Here is a 22628-nt window from a genome sequence, read left to right as displayed (position 1 = left end):
GAACTAAAGTTGGACGGGGTTTTTATTTGAGGGTCGGCTGGTTGGCTAGCCCGATGTGAAAATAACAATGAATTAAAAAAGTAGAAGATGCTTATTACAGGGACATTTATTGACGAAATAAGCCATGATATCCCGCATCAGAATTGGGGTGTTAAGGAGTGGGAGCAGGATTTCCGGCTTATGAAACAGGCGGGAATTGATACGGTAGTTGTGATTCGCTGCGGCTACCGGAAGTTCGTTACATATCCATCGAAATATCTGATTCAGAAAAGAGGCTGTTTCAAACCTCCGGTTGATTTAATCGATTTGTTTCTCTCACTTGCTGATAAGTATGAAATGAACTTTTATTTCGGATTATATGACAGTGGCATGTATTGGGATACTGGGGATCTGAAGCACGAAATCGAAGACAACAAGTTTGTTATCGAAGAAGCCTGGAAGGAGTACGGGCATCACCCTTCGTTTAAGGGGTGGTATTTGAGTATGGAAATAAGCCGCCGTACAATTGGTGCTACAGAAGCATTCCGGGCACTAGGGGTACAATGTAAAGAAATGAGCAATGGACTCCCTACATTCATGTCCCCATGGATTGATGGAAAGAAGGCGGTATTAGCTTCGTCATCCGACCTTACAAAAACAGAAAAGGTAAGCGTCGAAGAACATGAAAGGGAATGGCGCGAAATTTTTAGCGGGCTGCAAAGTGCGGTAGATGCGGTCGCCTTTCAGGACGGGCATATTGACTATGATGAACTGGATACTTTTTTCTCGGTGAATAAAAAACTGGCAGATGAATTTGGTTTTGAATGCTGGACTAACGCAGAGACTTTCGATCGCGATATGCCTATTAAGTTTTTGCCTATTAAGTTTGAAAAATTGAAGCTGAAGCTTGAGGCCGCAGCAAGAGCAGGGTATGACAAAGCAATCACCTTTGAGTTTTCACATTTTATGAGCCCACAAAGTGCATATTTACAGGCTCATCATCTTTTTAACCGCTACCAGGAGTACAAGCAGAACCTATGACGACACATAACAATATGACTTCCGAGAGATTCTTAGGACTGGATGCGTTGCGGGGCGCTTCGATTCTGCTAATGGTTTTGTCGGGAAGTATTGCTTTTGGTGGCGTTCTTCCGGCATGGATGTATCATGCGCAGGTGCCCCCACCCAATCATGTTTTTGATCCCTCAATTCCCGGTATTTCCTGGGTAGATCTCGTGTTCCCTCTTTTTTTGTTTTCAATGGGTATGGCGATGCCGTTGTCCTTGCAAAAGAAGATTATGCAGCAAGGCCGATTAAATACGGTAATCGACATCGTAAAGAGATTTGCCCTGCTTTCATTTTTTGCTATTTTCACCATGCATGCACGTGCATGGGTAATGAAGAAGGACCCAACAGCGACCGAGCAGCTTTTGTCGTTGGGTTGTTTCATTCTTTTGTTTTTGATTTATGGCAATTGGGGAAAACTCGTCAAAGGGAGAGTTGCAGCGATATTGCAGTATGTTGGTATTTTGATGGCCTTGATTTTTCTTTTTAGTTATCCTTTCTATAACGGAGGGTTTCAGTTACAGAAGAATGATATTATTATACTGGTTCTGGCCAACATGGCTTTGTTTGGAAGTTTGCTGTGGATGTTTACCCGGGAACGACCTTGGTTGCGTATTGGCCTACTACCATTCATAATGGCGATCATGCTCGCATCCGACGCATCAGACTCATGGAATAGCTGGGTCTTCCACTACTCTCCGGCCCCCTGGCTTTACAAGTTTCATTTTCTGAAGTATTTGTTTATTATTATCCCCGGAACCATTGCAGGTGATTGGTTGCTTAAAGGGTCGGGCAGGGTGGTTGACTACGCTAAAGGGGACAAGTGGATTGCCGTGCTGTCATTCACCCTCGTAGTAACAAATATCATAGGACTCTTTTCCAGGCAACTATTGCCAAACTTGTTCGTTAGTCTTGGTATTTGTATAGTGTTGCTTCTTCTGTCAGCAAGAACTAGTAAAGATGTGTTTTTGAAAAGATTGGTTAATTCGGGCGTTTATTTGCTGATGCTGGGATTATTTTTTGAAGCATTTCAGGGAGGAATAAAAAAGGACCCGTCAGGGTATAGTTACTATTTTGTGACAACCGGGCTCGCATTCTTTTGTTTGTCCTTTTTCTTGGTTGCCGAAAAAGAAAGGTTTTTTGGCAAAATTGTGGGCTACTTGTCACTTAACGGAAAGAATCCAATGATTGCTTATACAGCGGGAAATCTGCTGGTCTTACCTGTATTGAAGCTAACGGGACTTTATTTCGCGTTTAATGCTTTGGCAGCTAATGCGTTTCAGGGATTTTTAAGAGGGGTTATTTTTACACTTATTGTTTCAATAATTACAGTTTTTTTTACCCGTAGGAAATTGTACTGGAAATCTTGATAGTTATGAAAAAGAAAATCTTATTGGCGCTGATTACTACTTCCCTTATGTCTGCGACCGTTCATTCACAGCAGGTGACAAATCAAATGCAAAAGTCACTGAATGCTGCAGCGCAGGGAACTATTGTGCAACTGGAAAATTTCCTGACTGAGAAACTGCCAAAGGTCGCGTATAAAAAAATTGTTCAGCCGGGACCCCAATTTTTAATTTCTGATGACCCGGAGTATATAAGGGTGCCAGAAGCAATTGTCCTGCAGGAGGCCGTGAACCCGGGAACGGTGCGGCTCTACTTATATAATGTAAATGGCGTTCAGGAAGCAAAGAAAATTGACAGAAAGATAACCGCGGTGATTCGAAATCTCGGAAAACAGACAATGCAGCTGAGAATGTTACGTTACTCCTCTCAGAGTCCAACTACAAATTATTTCTTAGCGGGCAAGAATGGTCTGCGTGATTTTTTCAATCCGGTGACGGTCACGAAAGTTTATACAGTGAAGCCGGGAGCAGCGATACCCATTGACCCTAAACTTGAGAAGAGCGTTGTTAAGTATGATGAGCTTGTCCATGGATTTTATGAATTTTTGGTTGATCAGCCAGCGCAGGTGAGTGTAATCCAGACTGATCCGGGTACGAGCGGCCCAACGGCATTGGTAAGAATTAAGTCGGTTTACCCACCAAAGGGTACAAATGCTGGCCGCGGACTGTTTGGCGTATCGAACTATCTGGTTCGTGCTAAGGATACTTTGGTAACAGCTGGGGGCACCAGGCAGTTAATCGTTGCGGACGGTGAGTCTGATCCCTGGATCGAAGGAACAGAAGGCAGCACCGGTATAACGACCAGAAACGCTGGTAATTATGGTGTTTTATATCATATAGAAATGAAATGGAAAAGTACAGATGGTAAGGGCCTGGCTTTGGTCACCTGGAACTCACGCGCCGGTGATAACAAATGGTGTGGGGGAATGGCAAACACAATGGTGGTTAGTGAAGGTAAGTTTCCTGGGGGAATCATTCAATTGCCTTCCAATGAATTGCGCGTAAAGGCTGATCCTGACGCTATTCTCGTTCAAATTTTTAAACCGGATTTGACTAAGGAAATACAAGAGCTGAAACTTACGTATTCACCTCCCGGGGCTTCATGCCTTCCGACGCCGCTGATTTTTATACCTGTCGAACTAAATTAAATGGAGTTCTAGAATGTTTTAAAGTGGTACCTATGGATGACAACTGTATTATTAAATTCGAATAACACAATAAAAAAATGTCGAAAACTGTGATACTTTTTACAGCGCTTTTGGTGATGCTAACATCGGCCCGAGCGCAGGAATTGCCGGCAGTTGATTCCAGTTATGCTAATTGGTATTATTTACAGAGGCTGGAATATTTTGAAAGAATGCCCGCGATCAAAGGAGCGATCGTCTTTGTAGGGAACAGCATTACTGAAAGAGGTGGGTGGCAGGAGATACTGGCAAAAGTTAAGTATCCCATTATCAATCGTGGCATTGGGGGCGACAATTCTTTTGGCATACTGGCACGGTTGGGGGAGGTGCTGCGGTTTCGCCCGAGAGCTATATTTTTGATGGACGGCGTTAATGATCAGTTCAGAAAATTGCCGCAGGAAGTGAGTATCAATAATTATCGCCGAATTATCAGAAGAATCAAAGCAGAATCTCCGCGTACAAAAATCTATATTCAAACGGCTTTGCCCATTAACGAATCGATGACCGTAGAAGCCTATACAAAGGGTCGCAATATACTAGTGCATGAGCTGAACGCGAAGTTGAAACTATTGGCGGCCGAAGAAAAGGTCACTTTTATAGACATATGCCCTTTATTTCAGGATGAAAATGGTATACTCAAGCCTGAATTCACGATGGATGGAATACATTTGAAACCGAGTGCATATATCGATTGGTGCAATTTTCTGAAATTGAAGAAATACTTATGATTTTGTCTCGCTCACCCAAATAGAATAGGTCCTTATGCATCAGAATTGAAGCTACAACCCGGTGTTTTCATGTGGTTGACCTATATTTGCCGGAAATATTTTAGTCTGCACATATGAGAAGTTACCTTCTAAACAAGTTGATACCCGTTGTTCCGGCCATGCTAATAATTACGCAGGGGTTCGCTCAATTGCCCGCCCGGGTGGACTTTCAAAAAACCGTGGATGGACAACAAACAGACCTGCTTTTCCTGAAGAACAGGAAGGGTACTAAAGTGGCTATTACCAATTTTGGGGCGCGGATCGTGAGCCTCGTCGTTAATGATAAAGAGGGCAAGCCGGTAGACGTCGTTATCGGATTTAATACGATCGACGAGTATCTGAATGCCAAAGGCAGCCGGGGTTACGGGGCCGTGATGGGCCGTTACGCAAACAGGATCGGCAATGGCAGGTTTGAGCTGGATGAGAAAAGTTATCAGCTTGAGAAAAATAATAATGGGAACAATATCCACGGTGGGCCAAAAGGATTTAATGAAAGGATCTGGAAAATAGTAAAAGCGAACAAAAAGAAAATCAAGCTAGCCTATTTTTCAGCAGATGGTGAAATGGGATTTCCGGGGAATTTGCAGGTAAGCGTGACCTATAGCCTGGATAAAATGAACCGGTTGGGTATTCAATACGAGGCAAGAACAGATAAGAAGACCATTATTAACCTGACGAATCACAGTTTCTTTAATTTGAACGGTGATGGGAATATCCTCAATCATGAGGTGTTTATCGACGCTGGTTTTTTCACGCCAGTAACAGATCGGATGGTGCCGACCGGAGAAATAAAACCCACGGACAAACAGCCGTTCGATTTTCGTAAGCCCGTCAAGGTCTCCGAAAGGATAAGTGGGAATGACCCTCAGCTTGCCATTGCCGGCGGCGGGTTTGATCACAATTTCGTGCTGGCAACCCCGCGAAGGAAATCGCGACTCGCAGCTTCGGCTTTTAGTCCGGTGACTGGTATCTTAATGAAAACATATACAACCGAGCCGGGTGTTCAGTTCTTTACCGCTAATAGTTTTAAGGGGCTGGATAAAGGAAAAAATGACAAGCCCATTGACAAATATGCAGGTCTCTGTTTTGAAACACAGCACTTTCCCGATTCACCCAATCACCCTAACTTCCCTTCTACTGTTTTGTTGCCCGGGAAAAAGTTTAAGTCACATACCAGCTATCAATTTGAGATCCGCTGATTACGGAACAGGTCAGAATGGGAGGATGACTTTAAATGAGATATTCCTTCCCATATTGTAAATACCTGTTCGGCCATTTGGAGACGAGGCGTAATGCTCAAAGTATTTAAGACGGCTTAATCCCGACTGATAGGCTCTATCCAGCAAATTATTCACCTGCAAGTGAAAAGACAGGTCATGCTTTCCGCCAAAGCTGGTTGCTGATGATATACCGATATTGAAGAGGACATAGGATGGCGTATATGTTTCCGTATTGTTGACCCCAAAATAGCGCTTTTGCGCCCCAGCGTATTCCAGTTCCAATTTTGGAGTCAGCGAGAGATGATCCCTTCTGCCGGGTTTGATGGTTTGCGAAACAGCGCTCAACAATTTGAACGGAGGGATGAGGGGTAAATATTCTCCATCGGTTTTTTTGCCCCGGTTTTCCGCACTCCTGTTGAACCCATAGACGGTGCTCAGGCTATTGTCGAAACGAAAACCCTGAACTGCCGCTGGATGTACCGCCAGCCAAAATTCGCCGCCGTACAGTTGTGCGACCGACTGAATGTATTGATAAGTTCTGTTACCCTGTGCATCTACGATCGCCTGGCCATCGTTGCCGGTTACAAGGCTCAGGTAAATGTAATTTTGAATATGATTGTTGAACAGACTCAGGTCTGCCGACAAGTCTTTGAAGCGTGCGATCAGACCGATATCTTCCTGCAGCGAAAATTCCGGGTTGAAGTTTCTGTTTCCCAGATAAATCATGTGGGCCCCAGGATCCAGGCCGTTGGCCGCCATTTCGTTTATGTTTGGGGCTCTGTAAGCCCTTCCAATATTGGCCTTCAGGCTGATCCGGCTGTTCACCTGCAGTGTGGCGCCGGCACTGGCTGTTAGGCCGTGGAACAGTTTCCTGTAGGCCGGGAACAAAAGCTCTGCGCCCGGAGCGTCGGGTAGGGCAACATGTGTTGCAAATCCTGTCCGGGAATCGGTGGCAGTATAAAAATCATCCCAACTGATGCGGCGCAGGTCATAACGGATGCCGCCGCTGGCCGTCCATTTGTTCTTTTTCCATTTGGAATGAATATACATACCCCCTTCGGCTAAACGATAATCGGGGATGGGGAAATCAGTGGCATGCAGACTCTTGTTGGTTTGGATCATGCCGTTTACACCAACTGTGCTTTCAAGATTCCCATATTTGGGCGCATTATAACGCACCCCATAGTTTAGCACATTTAGCCTTACATGCATACCAGGCTGCTGTGGCATGGTAGGGTGGTTGTATTCCCTGCGAATATTTTGCTGCAAACCAAACAACACCTGGATCCCACCGCCTCCTACCTGGTAATTGCTCTGATGGTATAACCTGTAGTGCTGAATATGCTGTGAAAGAACCGGTATTTTATGAGAGATCAGCATTTGCTGCGATACTAACGGCCGGTTCTTAATATCGTCCTCATCACCTTCAAATACCTGATAGGTGAATTTACGAGTCACCGAATCGCGGCTGCCATCAGGAATAGCCTGACGGTTGTCGTACAAGGTGAAATTGAGGTTTGAATAGCCTTTCTCCGAGCGGCGCCCGGCAAGAAAAGAAAGATTCTTTTCGGAGAATGCTGTGAGGTAGACCGGGCCGTCAACGGGATTTCGGTAATTCGTTGCACGCCGGTAGGAGCCGCGGACGCCAAATAGAAAATTTCCATGGCCGTAATCCACACGTAGTCCGTTCCCCAAAAGACGATTATTGGTCTGGTATTCAGTGATGTACTTACCGCTTAGTTTTTGGATTCCACCAGTTGCGACAGCAGGAATAAAACTCACGACCCCGGCCAGGGCATCAGAGCCGTACATCAGGCTGGCAGGGCCTTTTATGACTTCTACGCGTCCCATGTTGTAGGCGTCAATTTCGATGCCGTGCTCATCGCCCCATTGCTGGCCTTCCTGGCGGATACCATCGTACAGCGTCAGTACGCGATTGTAACCCAGCCCGCGGATAAAGGGTTTGGAGATGTTTGAACCCGTTTTCACCACAGTTAAACCGGGAATATTCTTCGCCAGTACATCGACGAGATTACTTTCAGCACCCTGTTCTATCTGTGCAGTCGATACGCTGGCGACAGGTATGGGGTTTTCCCGGATGCGCGTAGCTTTTGAAACGCCCGTGACGACCACCTCATTCAAAAGCGTGGATTCGGTAGTTAATGAGAGTAGCACCCATATTGTGTCTCCGCTGAATGAGTATATGTGCTTTTCAAAACCCTCAAAGCCGAGCGCGGTGACCTTCAGCGTGTACCTCCCTTTCGGAACGGCATCAATGATAAAGTTCCCAAGGGAATCGCTAATACTTCCAAAACGGGTTCCTGCCAGCGTCAGGGTTGCGCCAGGTACAGGCACCCCCAGTGAAGATACCATACCGGTGATAACGATATCCTGAGCGCCTGCCGGCAGCATGGAAAAAACAAAAACGAAAATGGAACATATACTTTTCATCTATAGTAGAAGTTAAACAGGCGAAAATACAAAGTTAGACTGACCTAACAAAATTGTTCAAGAAATTTGATTAATTTTGGGTTATGTTGTCACAAACCGAAGAAAATTATCTAAAATCCTTATTTCACCTTACTTCGGAGACTGCCGAAAAGCGGGAAGTGGGTACCAATGAGCTGGCTGGTTCATTAGGCGTGAAGCCTGCGACCGCCAATGACATGCTGAAAAAGCTGAAGGAAAAGAAATTGATTAACTACGAGAAATATGGTAAAATTTCTTTAACTAATCCTGGAAAAAGACTTGCCATCGAAGTGGTTCGAAAGCATCGCCTTTGGGAGACCTTCCTGTACGAGAAGCTGGAATTTAGCTGGGACGAAGTACATGAAGTGGCGGAGCAGTTAGAGCATATTCAATCGCCCAAACTGATCGCGCAGCTCGAAAAATTCTTAAACTTTCCTGAACTTGATCCGCACGGTGATCCGATCCCGAATGCTAAGGGTGTGCTTAAAACGCATGTACGGATAACACTGGCGCAGGCTGAGCCTGGAAAGACCTACAAAATCGTTGCCGTAAAAGATAATAGCCATACCTTTTTGCAGTATGTGGTACAGGTTGGACTGGGGCTCAGCAGCAAAATAAAACTGATCCATCGGCAGAAATTTGATAATTCCCTGGAAATTGAAGTGGACGGGAAAAGATCTTTAGTCAGTGAACGCTTTGCCGAAAACCTGTTTGTGGTTTGAGTGGAAATGACAGGATTTTTCATGATAAAGCCTCGACGGCACCCCACCCATGATTGTTAAATAATGAGCATGCCCCTCGAATCTCCTGGTGGGATAACAATTTTTTAATGATTTGGTAATAATAATTTATAGTGCCGATAGCTTTTGATACCATCTGGTTCCCTAGATTTGGCCAAAAAGGTTATCGGATGGAAAAGGCACTGACGGGAGATATTTTGAGGAAGGAGCAGGCGGCGTTTGAAACTTTGTACAATCACTTTTACAACCCAGTTCTGGATAATATTTTTGCACTGGTGCAGGAAGAAGAAAAGGCCAAAGATATCGTGCAGGACGTCTTTCTTGGTCTGTGGGACACCCGCGATAAATTTCATCACGTTGAGGATGCTAAATCCTGGTTAATTAGAGCAAGCAACAGGAGTTCTTTGGACTATCTGAAGTTTACCGTGGAGGAGAAAGAATATACGCAGACTTTAAGAGAGCCGGAATCCCTCATTGCGGAAAGCCATGATATGGATGAAGTGGATTACCGGAAATTATTTTGGAATACACTCTCGCTTTTGCCTGAAAGAAAAAAGATGGCTGTAGAAATGTGTAAGCTCAAAGGAAAAACATACACGGAAGCCGCTGGTCTGCTGGGAGTGACACCTTTGACCGTCAAACAATATGTAGCAGAGGGTTTGAGGTTTATCAGAAAGTATGTGAGAAGACAATCTGCGGCCCTGACTTACTTTATCTGGCAGATATCGGAATGGAACGAAAACCTTTTTGAGGCCTTCGTATGACAAACAGAAAGCCTACTTTTTTTCCAGCAAAGGAGATTTCATTATCCCTGGCGACGCTATTATTTAGGATATGATTTTTGATGTATGTGTAGCTCCTCCCGAAGCCAAATTACCGGTTGGCTTTATTTTCTTTATTTGACATTACAGTAATTTCATTAGCAGAATTATTTGAAAATTGGGGACAAATGCGACAAGAGTTTATTTTGCCTATATTTATTGGGACCGACCCTTTGAAGGAATACGATTTTTTACGATAAGCATTGGCAATAAGGGATTTATATAAAATTTCAAATATCAATTTCCTCCGGACATTTTTATTAACTTTGCATTAGAGAGATACTCGTTTACCTGGATGAAAACAATTGAAAAATATGAAACTTTTGAACGACTAAAATCCGCTGAAAAAGCTGCTTCAGATACTAAAGCGAGTTTGAGAAAGCATGCCAGTTTTGAGATGCTTGTAAATAAGATATATATGGCCAAAACGGGTAAAGGTATTGCATCCAAAGCCGCTACTTTAAATGGCAAATAATACTTCCGATAGTCTATTAACTGTTTGTAAATTGCTCCAAAAGCACCAGGTGCAGTATTTATTAGTGGGCGGAACCGCGGTGGCATTAAATGGGTATTTCCGGCTTTCAATAAATGATTCCGAAGAGTTAACAGAGAAACCTGATATTGACGTCTGGTATAATCCCTCCTTCCAAAATTACTTTAAGCTCATTGGGGTTATAGAAGAGTTGGGTTATGACGTTTCTGAATATAAAAGTGAAAAAAGCCCAAACCCGCTTTCTTCATTTTTTAAACTGAAATTTGATGATTTTTCTTTAGATCTTATCCCGCAAATTAAGGCGTCTGTAAAATTCATGGATGCTTATAAAAGAAGAGATATCATCAAATTTGAAGATATAGAAATAAATGTGATAGGTTACCCGGACCTTATCATGGACAAAGAGGCGCTAGGGCGAAATAAAGACCTGGAGGATGTTAGACAACTTAAAAACTTAAAGGGCAATAAATAATTGGCGATCCACCATATTACCAAGCCGAAATTAACACCCCGTTGTTTTAGTGATTTATGTGAAGCGTGATATTTATTTCAGCTTCAGCTTTAAATATTCCCCAATCAATATTGCTGTCGGGTAAGAAACGACCTCCTCCATTCTGGCGTGATCCATAAGTTGCTCTGCAAATAAAGTTGCTTCAGGATGATTTTCTGCCCTGGATGCCTTCAACAATTCCTGCAATGCCGTCTCTTTTTTTAAACCCCTTCTCTCAAAGATCTCGCCCAATATTTTCAATTCATTCTCGGGCATTTCTTTAAGTTCTTGTCTTTCTCGCTCAATGTCGGCATTTTCAATATCCGATTGAGAACTAACAGAAACATACTCTCCGGCAGCCATAGACAAAGCGCCGGCAACAAGTGCTGCAACGGTCGCCAATAAAATAGGTTGTCTGTCTGATTGTGCCGTCGCTACGCCAATTGCAAGGCTGGAGATAGAGATTATACCATCATTTGCCCCCAACACTGCAGCCCTCAACCAGTTGCTCCGGTTTATGTAATGACTGTCTAAGTAATTGTCTATCGTTATCATTCTTTTGTGATTGTAGTTCGACAATGACCGCTAATGTTCGCGGCTTTGTGTATGTGTGGTATTCAAAATACCTCAGGCCAGTAGCAAAAGGCGATTAAAAAAAAGATGTTGAAGATACCAAATAGGTTTGAAGGAATCAGGAAATTTGAAACTGCCGGGCAAATTACTTCATGGCTTCGCCCCCTCGCCAGAAACAAAATAACCTGCGGCAAAATTCTGTCAAATCATACACCCAAAGGCAGCAGTCGCCTAAAAATCGCATTTCGAATTGTAGTCAATTTGATCGGAAAGATGGGTGGCTGGCAGATTTTTTCAGAAGAAATACTTTTAAGATGGGAAGAGCCTCAGTCGTAATCGCCCCAGGTAGCGAAACTTGCTATTAAAGTTTGGAATATGGTCGTAAAAGGTCAGAACAATAGCCCTATTCCCAACAACTAATTTTATTTAAACGGATTCTACTCGAAATGAAATTTGACAAATGCACCCATAGGTAGAAACCTTCCCGTCTTTAACGTGGGCTTTAATGTCCTTCACATACACCGAATCTATATTGCGGATGGTTTTTGAAACTTCTGCAACTGCAGATTCAATAGCGCCCTCTATGCTTTTTTCTGAAGAAGCAATAACTTCAACGACTTTAACTATTGCCATAACGTTTGTTTGTGAGTTTTTTAAGGTCGCTCAAACCGTTATTTCTTATGGATAGTTTTGCAATGAGCTATAACTCAAATATACGCGCATATCCACATATTTCAAAAAAAATTAACCTTGCCAATAACCCCTTGTATGTTAATTGAAAAAATAAAATCGAGTTCGAAGAACCTATTAGTTTTTTTTCGTGTCTTTATTTTAACCTGATGATGGAAGATGCTCTTCAACGAATTGAACGTATTCAAATAATAAATATATTTAAATGCCGTATGTTAACGATTACGTAATGACCCGTTAAGGATTTGGTAACAAGTTTTCTTTTCTTTCGCAGCAAATTGCAAACATGAGAAAAGTTTTTTGCTTAGTTGTTCTATGTATCGGTGCGTATATATCCGGTTACTCTCAGAAGATATCTGGTACTATTATCGATAAGAACGGGAAAGGAATTCCTAACGTAAATGTCCGCGAGAAGAATACTGAGAGAGGTACACTCTCGGATTCGATGGGATATTATGAACTCATTATTGAACACGCCAACAACCTGATTCAGTTTTCAGCCACAGGCTATAAAGAGCTCGAAGTTCCAACTTCAGGACGGTCGGTTGTGAATGTGGTGATGGACGAAAATTACTCCTCACTGGATGAAGTAGTCGTAGTGGGATATGGAACCCAACGAAAAGAAAATCTTTCCGGCGCCATCGCGCACGTGGATGAAAAAGTACTGAAGGACAGGCCAGTAGCCAATGTGGCGCAGGGACTTCAGGGTATCATACCAAACCTCAATATACAATTCAATTCAGGCGCGCCGGGTGAAGCTGCCGCGATTAATATTCGTGGAATCACCAGCATCAATGGTGGAGCTCCACTTATACTGGTCGATGGAGTACCAACGTCTCCTGCCGAACTAAATCGGATTGCGACGCAGGATATTGCCGATATCAGCGTGATCAAAGATGCCTCCGCAGCAGCCATTTACGGAGCAAGGGCGTCATTCGGTGTGATCCTGCTCACAACCAAGACAGGAACGCAAAACCGGGTAGTTGTCAATTACAGCAATAACCTGAGCCTTAACAAACAGACAATCGTCCCGGATAAAATTATTGATCCCTATATATTTTCAAGATTACTGGAAACCTCTACGAACAACACGCCCTGGGATAATGTAAATTACTCAGATCAGTTTTATAAATATGCTAAGGAACGTTCAGATGACCCTTCGATCCCCGGAGTGCGCGTTGACCTTACAAACCAAGACATGTGGGAGTACATGGGTAATCGCGACTGGACAAAGTATTTTCTCAAAGATGGGTTCTTAACACAAAATCATGATCTCTCACTGAGCGGGAAATCAACCGATAACCGGGCAAACTATTACCTGAGTGCCGGATATAATAATCAGAAGAGCCCCCTGGCGCTGGCTAAGGATGAGTTTGATAAATTCGGTTTCCGAACTAAGATCAATTATAAAGTCAGGAATTGGTTAAAGATTGGCAATAATACGTTTGTTTCTAATACACGAAGAGAGCGTCCTGCCAGGTTCGATCTCTTTACCACCTATAACCTGTTTCCTACCGATTACAACGTGAACCCCGATGGAACCTGGGCAAACACAACGGTCGGGCGCCTGGCGGCAGGTATTGTAGACGGCGGACGAGTAACAGACAAGGTCATGGGTATTCAATCGACATTTTCCGGTGAGATGAACTTCTTCAAAAATATTTTGAAAATCAATGCCGACTATACCCTCAAACGCAGTAGTGAAAATTATAAATCGTATCTGACCAAATACCGTATCGGCTACGGACCGAAAGATGTGAGGGAAGAAGGAAACAGCAACGCATACGCATACGGCGGGTTTGAATATTTCAATCTGTTTAACGTCTACTCTACAATCGCCAAGAAATTTAACAAGCACGACCTGAGCGCAATCCTGGGTTACAGCATGGAAGATTATCGCTTTGAAGATTTTGACGCCAGAAAGAACAATCTGGTTTCAAGCTCGTTCCCAACCCTGGGGCTAGCGACAGGAGAGAGTTTCACAAATGCAAATATCAGCTCTTACGCAATTATCGGAACTTTCTACCGGCTGAATTATATATTCGACAGGAAGTACATCCTTGAGTTCAACGGGCGTTACGATGGATCATCCAGGTTTCCGTCATCCAAACGATACGGGTTCTTTCCTTCGGCTTCTGCAGCCTGGAAACTTGATCAGGAAAAATTCCTGGCAAATGTCAAACAGATCAGTGATTTGAAACTGAGGGTCTCCTACGGATCCCTCGGTAATCAAAGTGTGTCCAACTATGGATACATCCCCACCATGGCCATGTACCAGTCGTCCTACCTGATCGGTGGCCAGCGTCCCTATGCTATCGGGGCACCCGGACTGGTTTCAGATAATTATTCCTGGGAGCGGGTCAATACCCTGAACTTCGGGCTTGACTTTGGTATACTCGATAATAAGTTTAGCGGTAGTTTTGATATCTACCGCAGGAATACCCTGGATATGCTAACCCTGGGCAAACAACTTCCTGGCGTACTCGGAGCCAGAGAGCCTAAAGAAAATGCAGCCGACCTGAAAACCAAAGGATGGGAGCTCAGCCTGAATTATAACGATCAGTTTACTGTAGCATCAAAACCCTTCACAGTGGGCGTAAGCCTGATGCTGTCTGACGCGAGATCATGGATTACCCGGTTTGATAACCCCAACAAAAGTATCCTCCAATATTACGAAGGAATGGAATTGGGAGAGATCTGGGGCCTGACCAGCAATGGTTTGTTTAAAGATGAGAAAGAGATCAAGGCGCTTGACGAAACGGCGATCATTCCATGGGGTGCACTTCAGATCGTGCCGGGATGGCCGAAGTACATCGACAGGGATAATAACGGAAAAATTGAAAAAGGTTATGTCCTGGGAGACACAAAGGATCTGAGTATCATCGGTAACTCAAACCCCAGGTACCGATATGGTGCAGATATCAACCTGGGATGGAATGGATTCGATCTGAGAGCGTTTTTTCAGGGCGTGGGTAAAAGGGATTATTACCCGCTGGACTACCTGTACTGGGGACATTACCAACAGCCATACGGAGGCACTTACAAGCATCTGCTTGATTTCTACAGGCCAACGACAGACGGTCCGGTTGATATGGCAAAACATTCTAAATCCTACATTGAAGCGGGCCTCGCCAATCAGAACCTGAATTCAAAATTCCCGATTCTGCAGTCCTGGCTGGCCGACCGTAATCTGGGTACGCGTATCGATAACGCAGAGGGTCTGGCTATCCCGCAAACGGGGTATATGCTGAACGCCGCTTACCTGCGATTGAAAAACCTCACTATTGGATACACGCTGCCGCAGTCTCTGGTATCAAAAATCAAACTATCGATGCTGCGCGTTTTCTTCAGCGGGGAAAATATCACCGAGTGGTCACCTTTAAAGAAGTACTTCGATCCGGAGTCGGTGAACCTCAACATATTTAACGACCCGACGTCCGGATCCCCAAGAAGCGGAAATGGAATGGGGTACCCGTTCCAGCGAACTTACTCATTTGGTATAAACCTCACATTTTAAACTGATTCGCATGAGACTAAAACAATATACATTTATTTGCTGGGTTGCAGCTATTGTCGCCGTAACCGGATGCAGCAAATCCTATCTCGACCGGTTTCCTGAAACCAGCATCAGCAAGGAATATTTTTTCAATACGGAAGAAGATCTGAACCTGTTTATCCAGGATCTGTACAATTTCAGTACGGACGGATACATCGGTGATGCCGGTACCGACAATGGTACAATTACCTCCAACACGGAGGTTCGAACCATGATGATCACTTCACCAAATTCAACCACCATTACAGGCGGATGGAACTGGAGCCAATTGCGGAAAGTGAACTACTTTCTCGAGAATTTCAAAAAAGCAAAAATTTCAGATGAACGGTTAAAGCATTATGAAGGACTCGCCAGGTATTTCAGAGCCAGGTTCTATATTGAAAAAGTGAAAAGATATTCTGATGTTCCCTGGATCAGCGAAGTGATCACTACCAGCAATGAGAAGCTTTTGTTTGCGGGCAGAGATAAAAGAGATATGGTCGTTGGTAAAATTCAGGAAGATTTGGATTTCGCGATCAGCAACGTCGATGAAAAATCAAAGACAGGCGCTGTAAACAGATGGATCATAAAAGCAGAATACGCGAGATTTGCACTGTACGAGGGTACCTTCAGAAAATACCACAGCGAACTAAACCTCCAGAATACGGCTAATAATTTTCTGGCGAAAGCAGCTTCATTATCGCAGGATATCATGGACAAGGGCGGGTACTCAATCTATTCAACCGGTAAACCCAATGAAGATTATTACAACCTGTTTGTGACGCAGAAACTGGAGACCAATCCTGAAATTATTTTTGCCAGATATTATGAGTACAACGTTGTCAACGCTTCCGATTGGCCCGGGATGTTCGGGAACTATGAATACAGCCCGCTACGCGATCTGGTGCAGGCCTATCTGATGAAAGATGGTTCCTACTACAGTAGCCAGCCTGACTATCAAACCAACGGCTTTGTGTCAGAATTTCAAAATCGCGATCCAAGGCTTTCTCAAAGTTATGCTTATCCGGGTTGGGTACTCAATTACACCAGCACCTATTCGCAGGGAGGCGGCGTGTACATTCAGCAGCTCGCCAAGAATTTTTCGGGATATCATCAGATTAAAGGATTCTATAATTACAAGGATCAGGCTACCCGTTATAATATGGACGTTCCGCTGATCCGGTTTGCCGAGATCCTGCTGATCTATGCCGAAGCAAAAGCAGAATTGGGCACGATTACGCAGGACGATCTTAATAAAAGCATCAATAAACTAAGAGACAGGGTGGCAATGCCCAGGCTCATGCTCGACGTCCCGTTGGATCCATGGGCAGCGGCCAAATACCCCAACGTTACCGCAGCGAATAAAAATGTACTCCTGGAGATAAGACGTGAGCGGCGCGTGGAATTGGCATTTGAAGGCTTCAGGTTGGATGACCTGATGAGATGGAAAGCCGGCAAGCTGCTGGAAAAGCGGCCCGAAGGGATTTACTTCAGCGGATTAGGGAAGTTTGACCTTACAGGTGATGGTGTTCCGGATATTATGCTGATCCCCCAAACTGAATCGATTCCCGATGTAAAAGAAAAGAATAGTCTGGGCGTAGACCTGAGATATTACCGGGTGGGTGTGTTTGGTCAGGACGTTTCAGTATTCCTGGCAAGCGGAAATTCGGGCGCCATCCAGGTAGTTCAAAATGTGGGTAGCTTTGTAGAACCGAAATATTATTACCGCCCGATACCTAAATCCCAAACTGATCTGAATCCAAACTTAAAGCAGATATTTGGCTGGGAATAATAAGTGATTAAATTGGCAGGTAAATTAAGGATTCCATGAAAATGAAATTGCATTATTCTATTAAGTTCTTTTTGCTGATATTCAGTATAGGCAACACGCTGGCCGTTTCTGCGCAGCAGGCCGGAGTCAACTCGGATGACTGGACGCGCTGGCGCGTCGGAGATAAACTCTCCGCGCATGGTCAGTTGATCATGCCTGCCGGTCAGAGCCTGGAACTCATGAAGGGCGACCGGATAATGAACCTCGAATTTGTACATGGAAAAAATCTGCTGGTAGTGAAAACAAACCGGCATATCTCCATTGTCAATGCTAGGGATTTCAGGGTGATCAGCCATAATAGCTACCCCGATCCTAAAGAGATCGGATCCATGAATGGTTTGACCGTTGCTAGCGACGACTCAACGATCTTGTTTTCTGGGTTAAGGAAAAACCTGTACCTGGCCAGGATCAGGCAGGATGGAGCTTACACACTGTTAAAGAAAATAGCGCTTTCAGATTCAAAAGACGTGAACCCCCTGGGTATCGCGTTGACCGGGAATACAGCCCTGGTGTCGTTGGCGGTCACTAACCAGATAGCCTTCGTAGATCTGCACGCAGGAAAACTGATGAAGACCGTCGATGTAGGTGTATGCCCTTACGCGATCGTCATCAGTCCGGATAACAAAAAGGCATTTGTCAGCAATTTCGGAGGGCCGCATCCCCGTCCCGGTGATAGGACAGAAAAGTCTGCAGGTACAGCAGTCGCCGTAGACGAACGTTCCGTTGCATTGCGCGGATCCGTATCGGTAATTGATTTACAAGCGAGGAAAGTAACTGCGGAACTCAAGACAGGCATCCATCCTGAATCGATGAGTCTGTCTGCCGACGGAAAATTTGTCTATGTCGTTGATGAAAGCGGAGACCGGATCAGCGTGATAGACGCGAAGACCCTGAAGACTATAGAGACCATTCATACAAAACCTGAGAAACAATTACCTTACGGAAGCCTGACAAGCGCTTTGTCGTTCAGCCAGGACGGAAAGATCCTATTTGCAGCAAACGCGGGGAATAACGCGGTGGCGTTGATCAACCCCAATAAACCGCAGGAAGGGCCCTACGGATTTATTGCGGCAGGCGGATTCCCCGGTGCCATTCGTGCAGATGAAAAATACCTCTATATTGGAAATGTTACGCCTCAGAAAGGTGGATTGCAGAAAGTGGCCATCCCGCAAAACAGCGGGGAGTCAGAAAAATATACCAGTGATGCCCGCAAAGGATTTCATTTAATTGAAATTTTACGGGCACAGGCTGAAGCCGGTTCAAATATGAAGCCGAAGGCAATACCCGAACATGTGGGTGCACCTTCTGCTATAAAACATGTGGTATATATTATTAAAGAGAATAAGAAGTATGACCAGGTACTGGGGGCATTGAGGAGGGGTAACGGCGATCCCGGTCTGGTGGAATTTGGAGAAGGCATTACACCTAATACCCACGCCCTTGCCAGGCAATTTGTATTGCTTGATAACTATTACTGCAACGGCGTAAACTCGAGCGATGGGCATCAGTGGGCGATCCAGGGAATTACAACGCCCTACCACGAAAAAGATTTTTCAAATGGACACTGTGCTTATGATTTCGGCACAGACCCGCTATCCTATGCAGGTTGCGGTTTTATCTGGGATCACTTGCTCCGCAAAGGAATTTCATTCAGGAACTTCGGCGAGACAGATCTTGCAGAAATTGTCAAAGGAAAGACCTGGACGGATTTTTATAACTCATGGAAGAATAAAAATGACTCGGCACAGTTCAAGTGCGTGTACAATATGGGTTCCCTTAAAAATTACAGTGATCTGCGGTACCCTGGATGGAATATGAATATTCCGGATCAGATCAGGGCCGATGCATTCCTAAACGCACTCCGCGAATATGAAGCAAAAGGTTCACTTCCGGAGTTTATGATCATTTACCTGCCTAACGATCATACCAGCGGCTACAGCGTGGACAGCCCAACGCCAAGAGCTTATGTTGCGGATAATGATCTCGCGATGGGTCGCATCCTGGAGGCGCTGTCGAAGAGTGCCTTTTGGAAAGATATGGCTGTATTTATCAATGAGGATGATCCCCAGTCGGGCACCGACCATGTGGACGGAAAGAGATCCCTGTGCCTCGTTGCGGGCCCTTATGTAAAGCGGGATACCGTGATCAGCAAGTTCTATAACCAGTCTTCCGTGTTGCATACCATCTGCCGGATCTTTGGCGTACAACCCATGAACCAGTTGGTAGCGATGGCTCCTGTTATGACTGATTGCTTTACCGACGTTCCAGATTTTCGTACTTACACCACGCTGCAACCCGCGGTACCCATCAATGAGATGAACCCTCCACGCAATAAGATGTTGTCCAAAACCACATCCAGGCTGGCGCCGCTGACGGAGAAGATGGATTTCTCTAAACCCGATCTGATCGACCGGGATGCACTGATGTTTAGTCAGTATGTCTGGTCAACAGTACACGGCGATAAGCCATTTCCCACCCAATATTTCGGGGAGCATGGAAAGGGTTTAAAACAACTCGGGCTTAAGAGAGACCCTAATGGTGAGCGCGATTAAGCGGAGAAGTGGTTGGATGAAGCTCCCAAATTTCGAATTCTTAAATGTGGCCAGCCTTAAGACGAGGTGTAATCCCGGTATAGATTGATTTATATCGAAATAACTGAGCCGGGTCTTTCTGGGTCGAATCGCTAATAGGGTCTGAAAAAACTGACTGGCTAATCGATTAAACAAATTCTACTGCCCGTATAAAACGCTGACCAATCAGCACTTGCCAACTGTGTTTTTGAGCTGGTATTCCGGAGAGAGATCCGGTCTCCGCCAATAAAATTCCCGATCTCGTAACTAGTAATTTCCAATTTCGGAAGCCATCAACCGATGTCCTGCCTGAAATTTGCCGCGGATTTCAGGATCAGTTGAACTGTATCCCCGAGATTCTAATATTAGCTTTCTAAATCAAAATAAACCAACAATGAAAAAAGTATTACTATTAATTATATGTTCTTTTAGTCTCCTGGCTGGTAGAGCTCAGGACAGATTTTTTGCCCGGACTTATACGTCTAATGTATTGGCTAAGGGATCGATCGACGTGGAACTCTGGCACACATCCCGGTTTGGGCACAAGGATCAGTTTTTCCACGCGCAGGATCAGCGCGCTGAGGTTGAATTGGGACTTGGCGGAAACGTTCAGACCGCCTTTTATTTCAATCGGTTCCAAAAACGTTTTAGCGAAGGCGCTGATGGAACGACGACTTCAAATGAAATAGGCTTCAGTAATGAATGGAAAGTGAAGCTCGCTGATCCCTCCATCAATAAAGTTGGTGTGGCGCTATATGGAGAATGGGGTTTAAAGGGTGGCGATGAAATGGAACTTGAAACGAAGCTTATCCTGGACAAACAAATCGACAAACACCTGGTTGCTTTCAACGCCGTATATGAATACGAAAAAGAATTTGGCTGGAAGAACAGAAAGGTCGATTCCAGGGGATTTGAAATGCCGGTTGAATTTGACCTGGGGTATTTATACAATTTCAGCAACAGCCTGGGTGCAGGGATAGAATTGCGTAACCACAACGAAATAACAAAAGACAATGGCTGGGAACACTCGGTCCTTTTTGGTGGTCCTACGATCAACTACCGAACTGAACGTTGGTTTATTATAGCAAACTATCTACCCCAATGGACCAACCTGCGAAAGACCGCCACGGCACCTTTCAATAAGGTACTGGATGAACATGAGCGTGCAGAGGCGAGGATTATTTTGGGGATATCGCTCTGAACTAAGACCAGGTACAATGCCGCTTATGCGGGTGGGAGCAAAGGTCAGGATGCAACTGCGCTGTTGCTGACTTAAAACGAGTCACGTTCATGTCTGACATGGGGATTGTAAAACTCCCTTGCGATGGGACCGAAGGGAAAGTGGGGGAGTTTCATTCCGGCGAAGCAATGATCACAACCTGAATTGAACAACCAGGTGCCCGATTTCATGATTTCGCTGACCCTTAAATTCAGCGGTGCGTAATTGCTGTGAGATAATAAAAGAGAACTTGTCCGTTCCGATAACTAGGCCGGTATCATAAAGAAGAGTAAGTCTTTCGATCTGATCTTTTTCTAACATGTATCCTTTTTGACTGGCAATGATCTTGGTGATCAGGCCTCCCTCCAGGATAGCATTACTGAGTACTATGCGGCCGGTGGGTCGTATAAAGATGAATACCCTTGTCTTCTTTTTGGGTACATTTGACGAAAGAGGCTGGATGTCGAACGCATCATTCATCCTGCCAGCTTTGATGGTGAAACCTAACCCTGCCGCGTTATACAGCGTTCCGCTAAAGCTCTCCACCAATCCAGAAACGGAAAAGGCGGGCGAAGGATTGATTAGTTGTTTTTCGACTGAAATATTATAGTTCAGGATAAGATCATTAGGGATCTGGTGGCTCCACCCCTGCGGGATCGTATAGTTTAATTTTTTATGTATCCATTTCTGGGTCTCGCCGGCCAGACTCATAGGACCCAATACGCCCAGGTAAATTTCAGTCTCCAGTTTTTCTTTTCTGTCGGGTCTGATTGACGTAAGAGAGTGGATGGCATATAGGGCGCCGGCATAGGGACGGTCGTTGTATTGGATATCAGGAATCGAAATATCGCTGGGTGTAAACATGAACTGGGCCAGCCCCCAGCCGTAGCTATTGTCAGTATTCTCATCCTGATAGGAGGGCAGCAAGTTATCCGGGAATTTCTTTTTTGATTTCTTTCCGGAATAATAGTAATCCAGCCGGACTCCGTTGGTAAAGTACCGGTCTGTGCCCGATGCCCGGAAATTAAAAAAATCATTATTGACTGAGATCTTTAACGCATGTGGCCGCGGCTCTCGCTGCGCGCTGGAAGTCAATGTCAGAAGGAAACTCCCGATGAACAATCCCGCGGATATGGCGTACTTTGTTTGCGTAAACATGATAGTTCGGTTTATAAAAGATTGCATGCGAATACTTCATCAGCAAGTTTTCCGGTCGATGGCCTACAATACGGGCGTTCAGCCGGCATATTATTATTTCCCTCACGTCGCTGAGGTTGTCTCGTCTATCGTCGGATATCAGTCCTCTGGGCGGTTCAGCAATTTCACAAATCCGGTCAGTTAAATGTAAGTATTTTTTCGGGAATCGGGAAAGTGATCAAGGAAAGTTTTGAGCGATCGTGTTGCTCTCACGCGTTACAATCCATTTTATAATTTTGAACGCTCATAGAATCGGGTCGGCGTAAATGAAAGGATCGCCCCACACGCAAGAGGTCTTATTTTCAGAGGCTGTCTCCCGGGGTGATTTTCCTGTTGGCCCGGGGTGGGTCTCAAAAATATTAAGTACCTTTATAGTTTG

At 44.7% G+C, this 22628-nt stretch carries 17 protein-coding genes; 13 read left to right on the top strand and 4 right to left on the bottom strand.

The features are described 5' to 3' along the window. Positions 1-87 precede the first annotated feature (87 nt). The 5 genes from AC3WS5_RS01785 (at position 88) to AC3WS5_RS01765 (ending at position 5600) form a co-directional block, all read left to right on the top strand. Positions 88-1020 (top strand): DUF4434 domain-containing protein, encoded by a 933-nt coding sequence (locus AC3WS5_RS01785; protein WP_492465478.1) that lies wholly within the window; start codon positions 88-90, stop codon positions 1018-1020. Beyond that, positions 1017-2414 (top strand): DUF5009 domain-containing protein, encoded by a 1398-nt coding sequence (locus tag AC3WS5_RS01780; RefSeq protein WP_492465477.1) that lies wholly within the window; start codon positions 1017-1019, stop codon positions 2412-2414. The genes AC3WS5_RS01785 and AC3WS5_RS01780 overlap by 4 nt, the downstream gene beginning before the upstream one ends. 5 nt (positions 2415-2419) lie before the next feature. Then, entirely contained in the window at positions 2420-3598 is a 1179-nt protein-coding gene (locus AC3WS5_RS01775) for a copper amine oxidase (RefSeq protein ID WP_492465476.1), read from the top strand. Between the two features lie 77 nt (positions 3599-3675). After that, positions 3676-4362: a GDSL-type esterase/lipase family protein gene (locus tag AC3WS5_RS01770; protein ID WP_492465475.1), complete on the top strand. Its 687-nt coding sequence runs from the start codon at positions 3676-3678 to the stop codon at positions 4360-4362. 113 nt (positions 4363-4475) lie between these two features. Beyond that, a complete protein-coding gene (locus AC3WS5_RS01765) occupies positions 4476-5600 on the top strand; it encodes an aldose epimerase family protein (RefSeq protein ID WP_492465474.1) in 1125 nt (374 codons plus the stop codon). Positions 5601-5612: 12 nt separating this feature from the next. On the opposite strand, the gene AC3WS5_RS01760 is transcribed toward AC3WS5_RS01765, so the two are convergent. Next, positions 5613-8072: a TonB-dependent receptor gene (locus AC3WS5_RS01760; RefSeq protein WP_492465473.1), complete on the bottom strand. Its 2460-nt coding sequence runs from the start codon at positions 8070-8072 to the stop codon at positions 5613-5615. An 83-nt stretch (positions 8073-8155) separates the two neighbouring features. On the opposite strand from AC3WS5_RS01760, the gene AC3WS5_RS01755 reads away from it, so the two are divergent. The 4 genes from AC3WS5_RS01755 (at position 8156) to AC3WS5_RS01740 (ending at position 10616) form a co-directional block, all read left to right on the top strand. Beyond that, positions 8156-8812: a metal-dependent transcriptional regulator gene (locus AC3WS5_RS01755; RefSeq protein WP_492465472.1), complete on the top strand. Its 657-nt coding sequence runs from the start codon at positions 8156-8158 to the stop codon at positions 8810-8812. A gap of 188 nt (positions 8813-9000) precedes the next feature. After that, a complete protein-coding gene (locus tag AC3WS5_RS01750) occupies positions 9001-9594 on the top strand; it encodes a sigma-70 family RNA polymerase sigma factor (protein ID WP_492465471.1) in 594 nt (197 codons plus the stop codon). 352 nt (positions 9595-9946) lie between these two features. Continuing rightward, complete coding sequence (locus tag AC3WS5_RS01745) at positions 9947-10126, top strand: hypothetical protein (protein ID WP_492465470.1); 180 nt, start codon at positions 9947-9949, stop codon at positions 10124-10126. Beyond that, positions 10116-10616, top strand: coding sequence for a hypothetical protein (locus AC3WS5_RS01740; RefSeq protein ID WP_492465469.1), 501 nt, complete (start codon positions 10116-10118; stop codon positions 10614-10616). Before AC3WS5_RS01745 ends, AC3WS5_RS01740 begins: the two co-directional genes overlap by 11 nt. 72 nt (positions 10617-10688) lie before the next feature. Here the strand turns inward: AC3WS5_RS01740 and AC3WS5_RS01735 are convergent, their stop codons facing one another. Further along, positions 10689-11135 carry a VIT1/CCC1 transporter family protein gene (locus AC3WS5_RS01735; RefSeq protein ID WP_492465468.1) on the bottom strand — a complete coding sequence of 149 codons (447 nt, stop codon included), beginning with the start codon at positions 11133-11135 and terminating at the stop codon, positions 10689-10691. Between the two features lie 498 nt (positions 11136-11633). After that, on the bottom strand, positions 11634-11840 hold the full coding sequence (locus AC3WS5_RS01730) for a dodecin family protein (protein ID WP_492465467.1): 207 nt from the start codon (positions 11838-11840) through the stop codon (positions 11634-11636). Between the two features lie 343 nt (positions 11841-12183). On the opposite strand from AC3WS5_RS01730, the gene AC3WS5_RS01725 reads away from it, so the two are divergent. The 4 genes from AC3WS5_RS01725 to AC3WS5_RS01710 all read left to right on the top strand — a co-directional run bounded on the left by AC3WS5_RS01725 (position 12184) and on the right by AC3WS5_RS01710 (position 21034). Continuing rightward, positions 12184-15414: a SusC/RagA family TonB-linked outer membrane protein gene (locus tag AC3WS5_RS01725; RefSeq protein WP_492465466.1), complete on the top strand. Its 3231-nt coding sequence runs from the start codon at positions 12184-12186 to the stop codon at positions 15412-15414. Between the two features lie 10 nt (positions 15415-15424). After that, positions 15425-17224, top strand: a complete 1800-nt coding sequence (locus AC3WS5_RS01720) for a RagB/SusD family nutrient uptake outer membrane protein (RefSeq protein WP_492465465.1) — start codon at positions 15425-15427, stop codon at positions 17222-17224. A 35-nt stretch (positions 17225-17259) separates the two neighbouring features. Further along, on the top strand, positions 17260-19815 hold the full coding sequence (locus tag AC3WS5_RS01715; protein WP_492465464.1) for a bifunctional YncE family protein/alkaline phosphatase family protein: 2556 nt from the start codon (positions 17260-17262) through the stop codon (positions 19813-19815). Positions 19816-20227: 412 nt separating this feature from the next. Next, the gene (locus tag AC3WS5_RS01710) at positions 20228-21034 is read left to right on the top strand and encodes a DUF6662 family protein (protein ID WP_492465463.1); all 807 of its coding nucleotides are present in this window, start codon (positions 20228-20230) and stop codon (positions 21032-21034) included. Positions 21035-21205: 171 nt separating this feature from the next. Here AC3WS5_RS01710 and AC3WS5_RS01705 read toward each other — a convergent pair whose 3' ends face one another. Beyond that, positions 21206-22210 (bottom strand): lipid A deacylase LpxR family protein, encoded by a 1005-nt coding sequence (locus AC3WS5_RS01705; RefSeq protein ID WP_492465462.1) that lies wholly within the window; start codon positions 22208-22210, stop codon positions 21206-21208. Positions 22211-22628 lie beyond the last annotated feature (418 nt).

Source organism: Niabella sp. CPT15-335-S11 (assembly GCF_058792415.1).
This window is presented reverse-complemented; position numbering and strand designations above follow the sequence as displayed.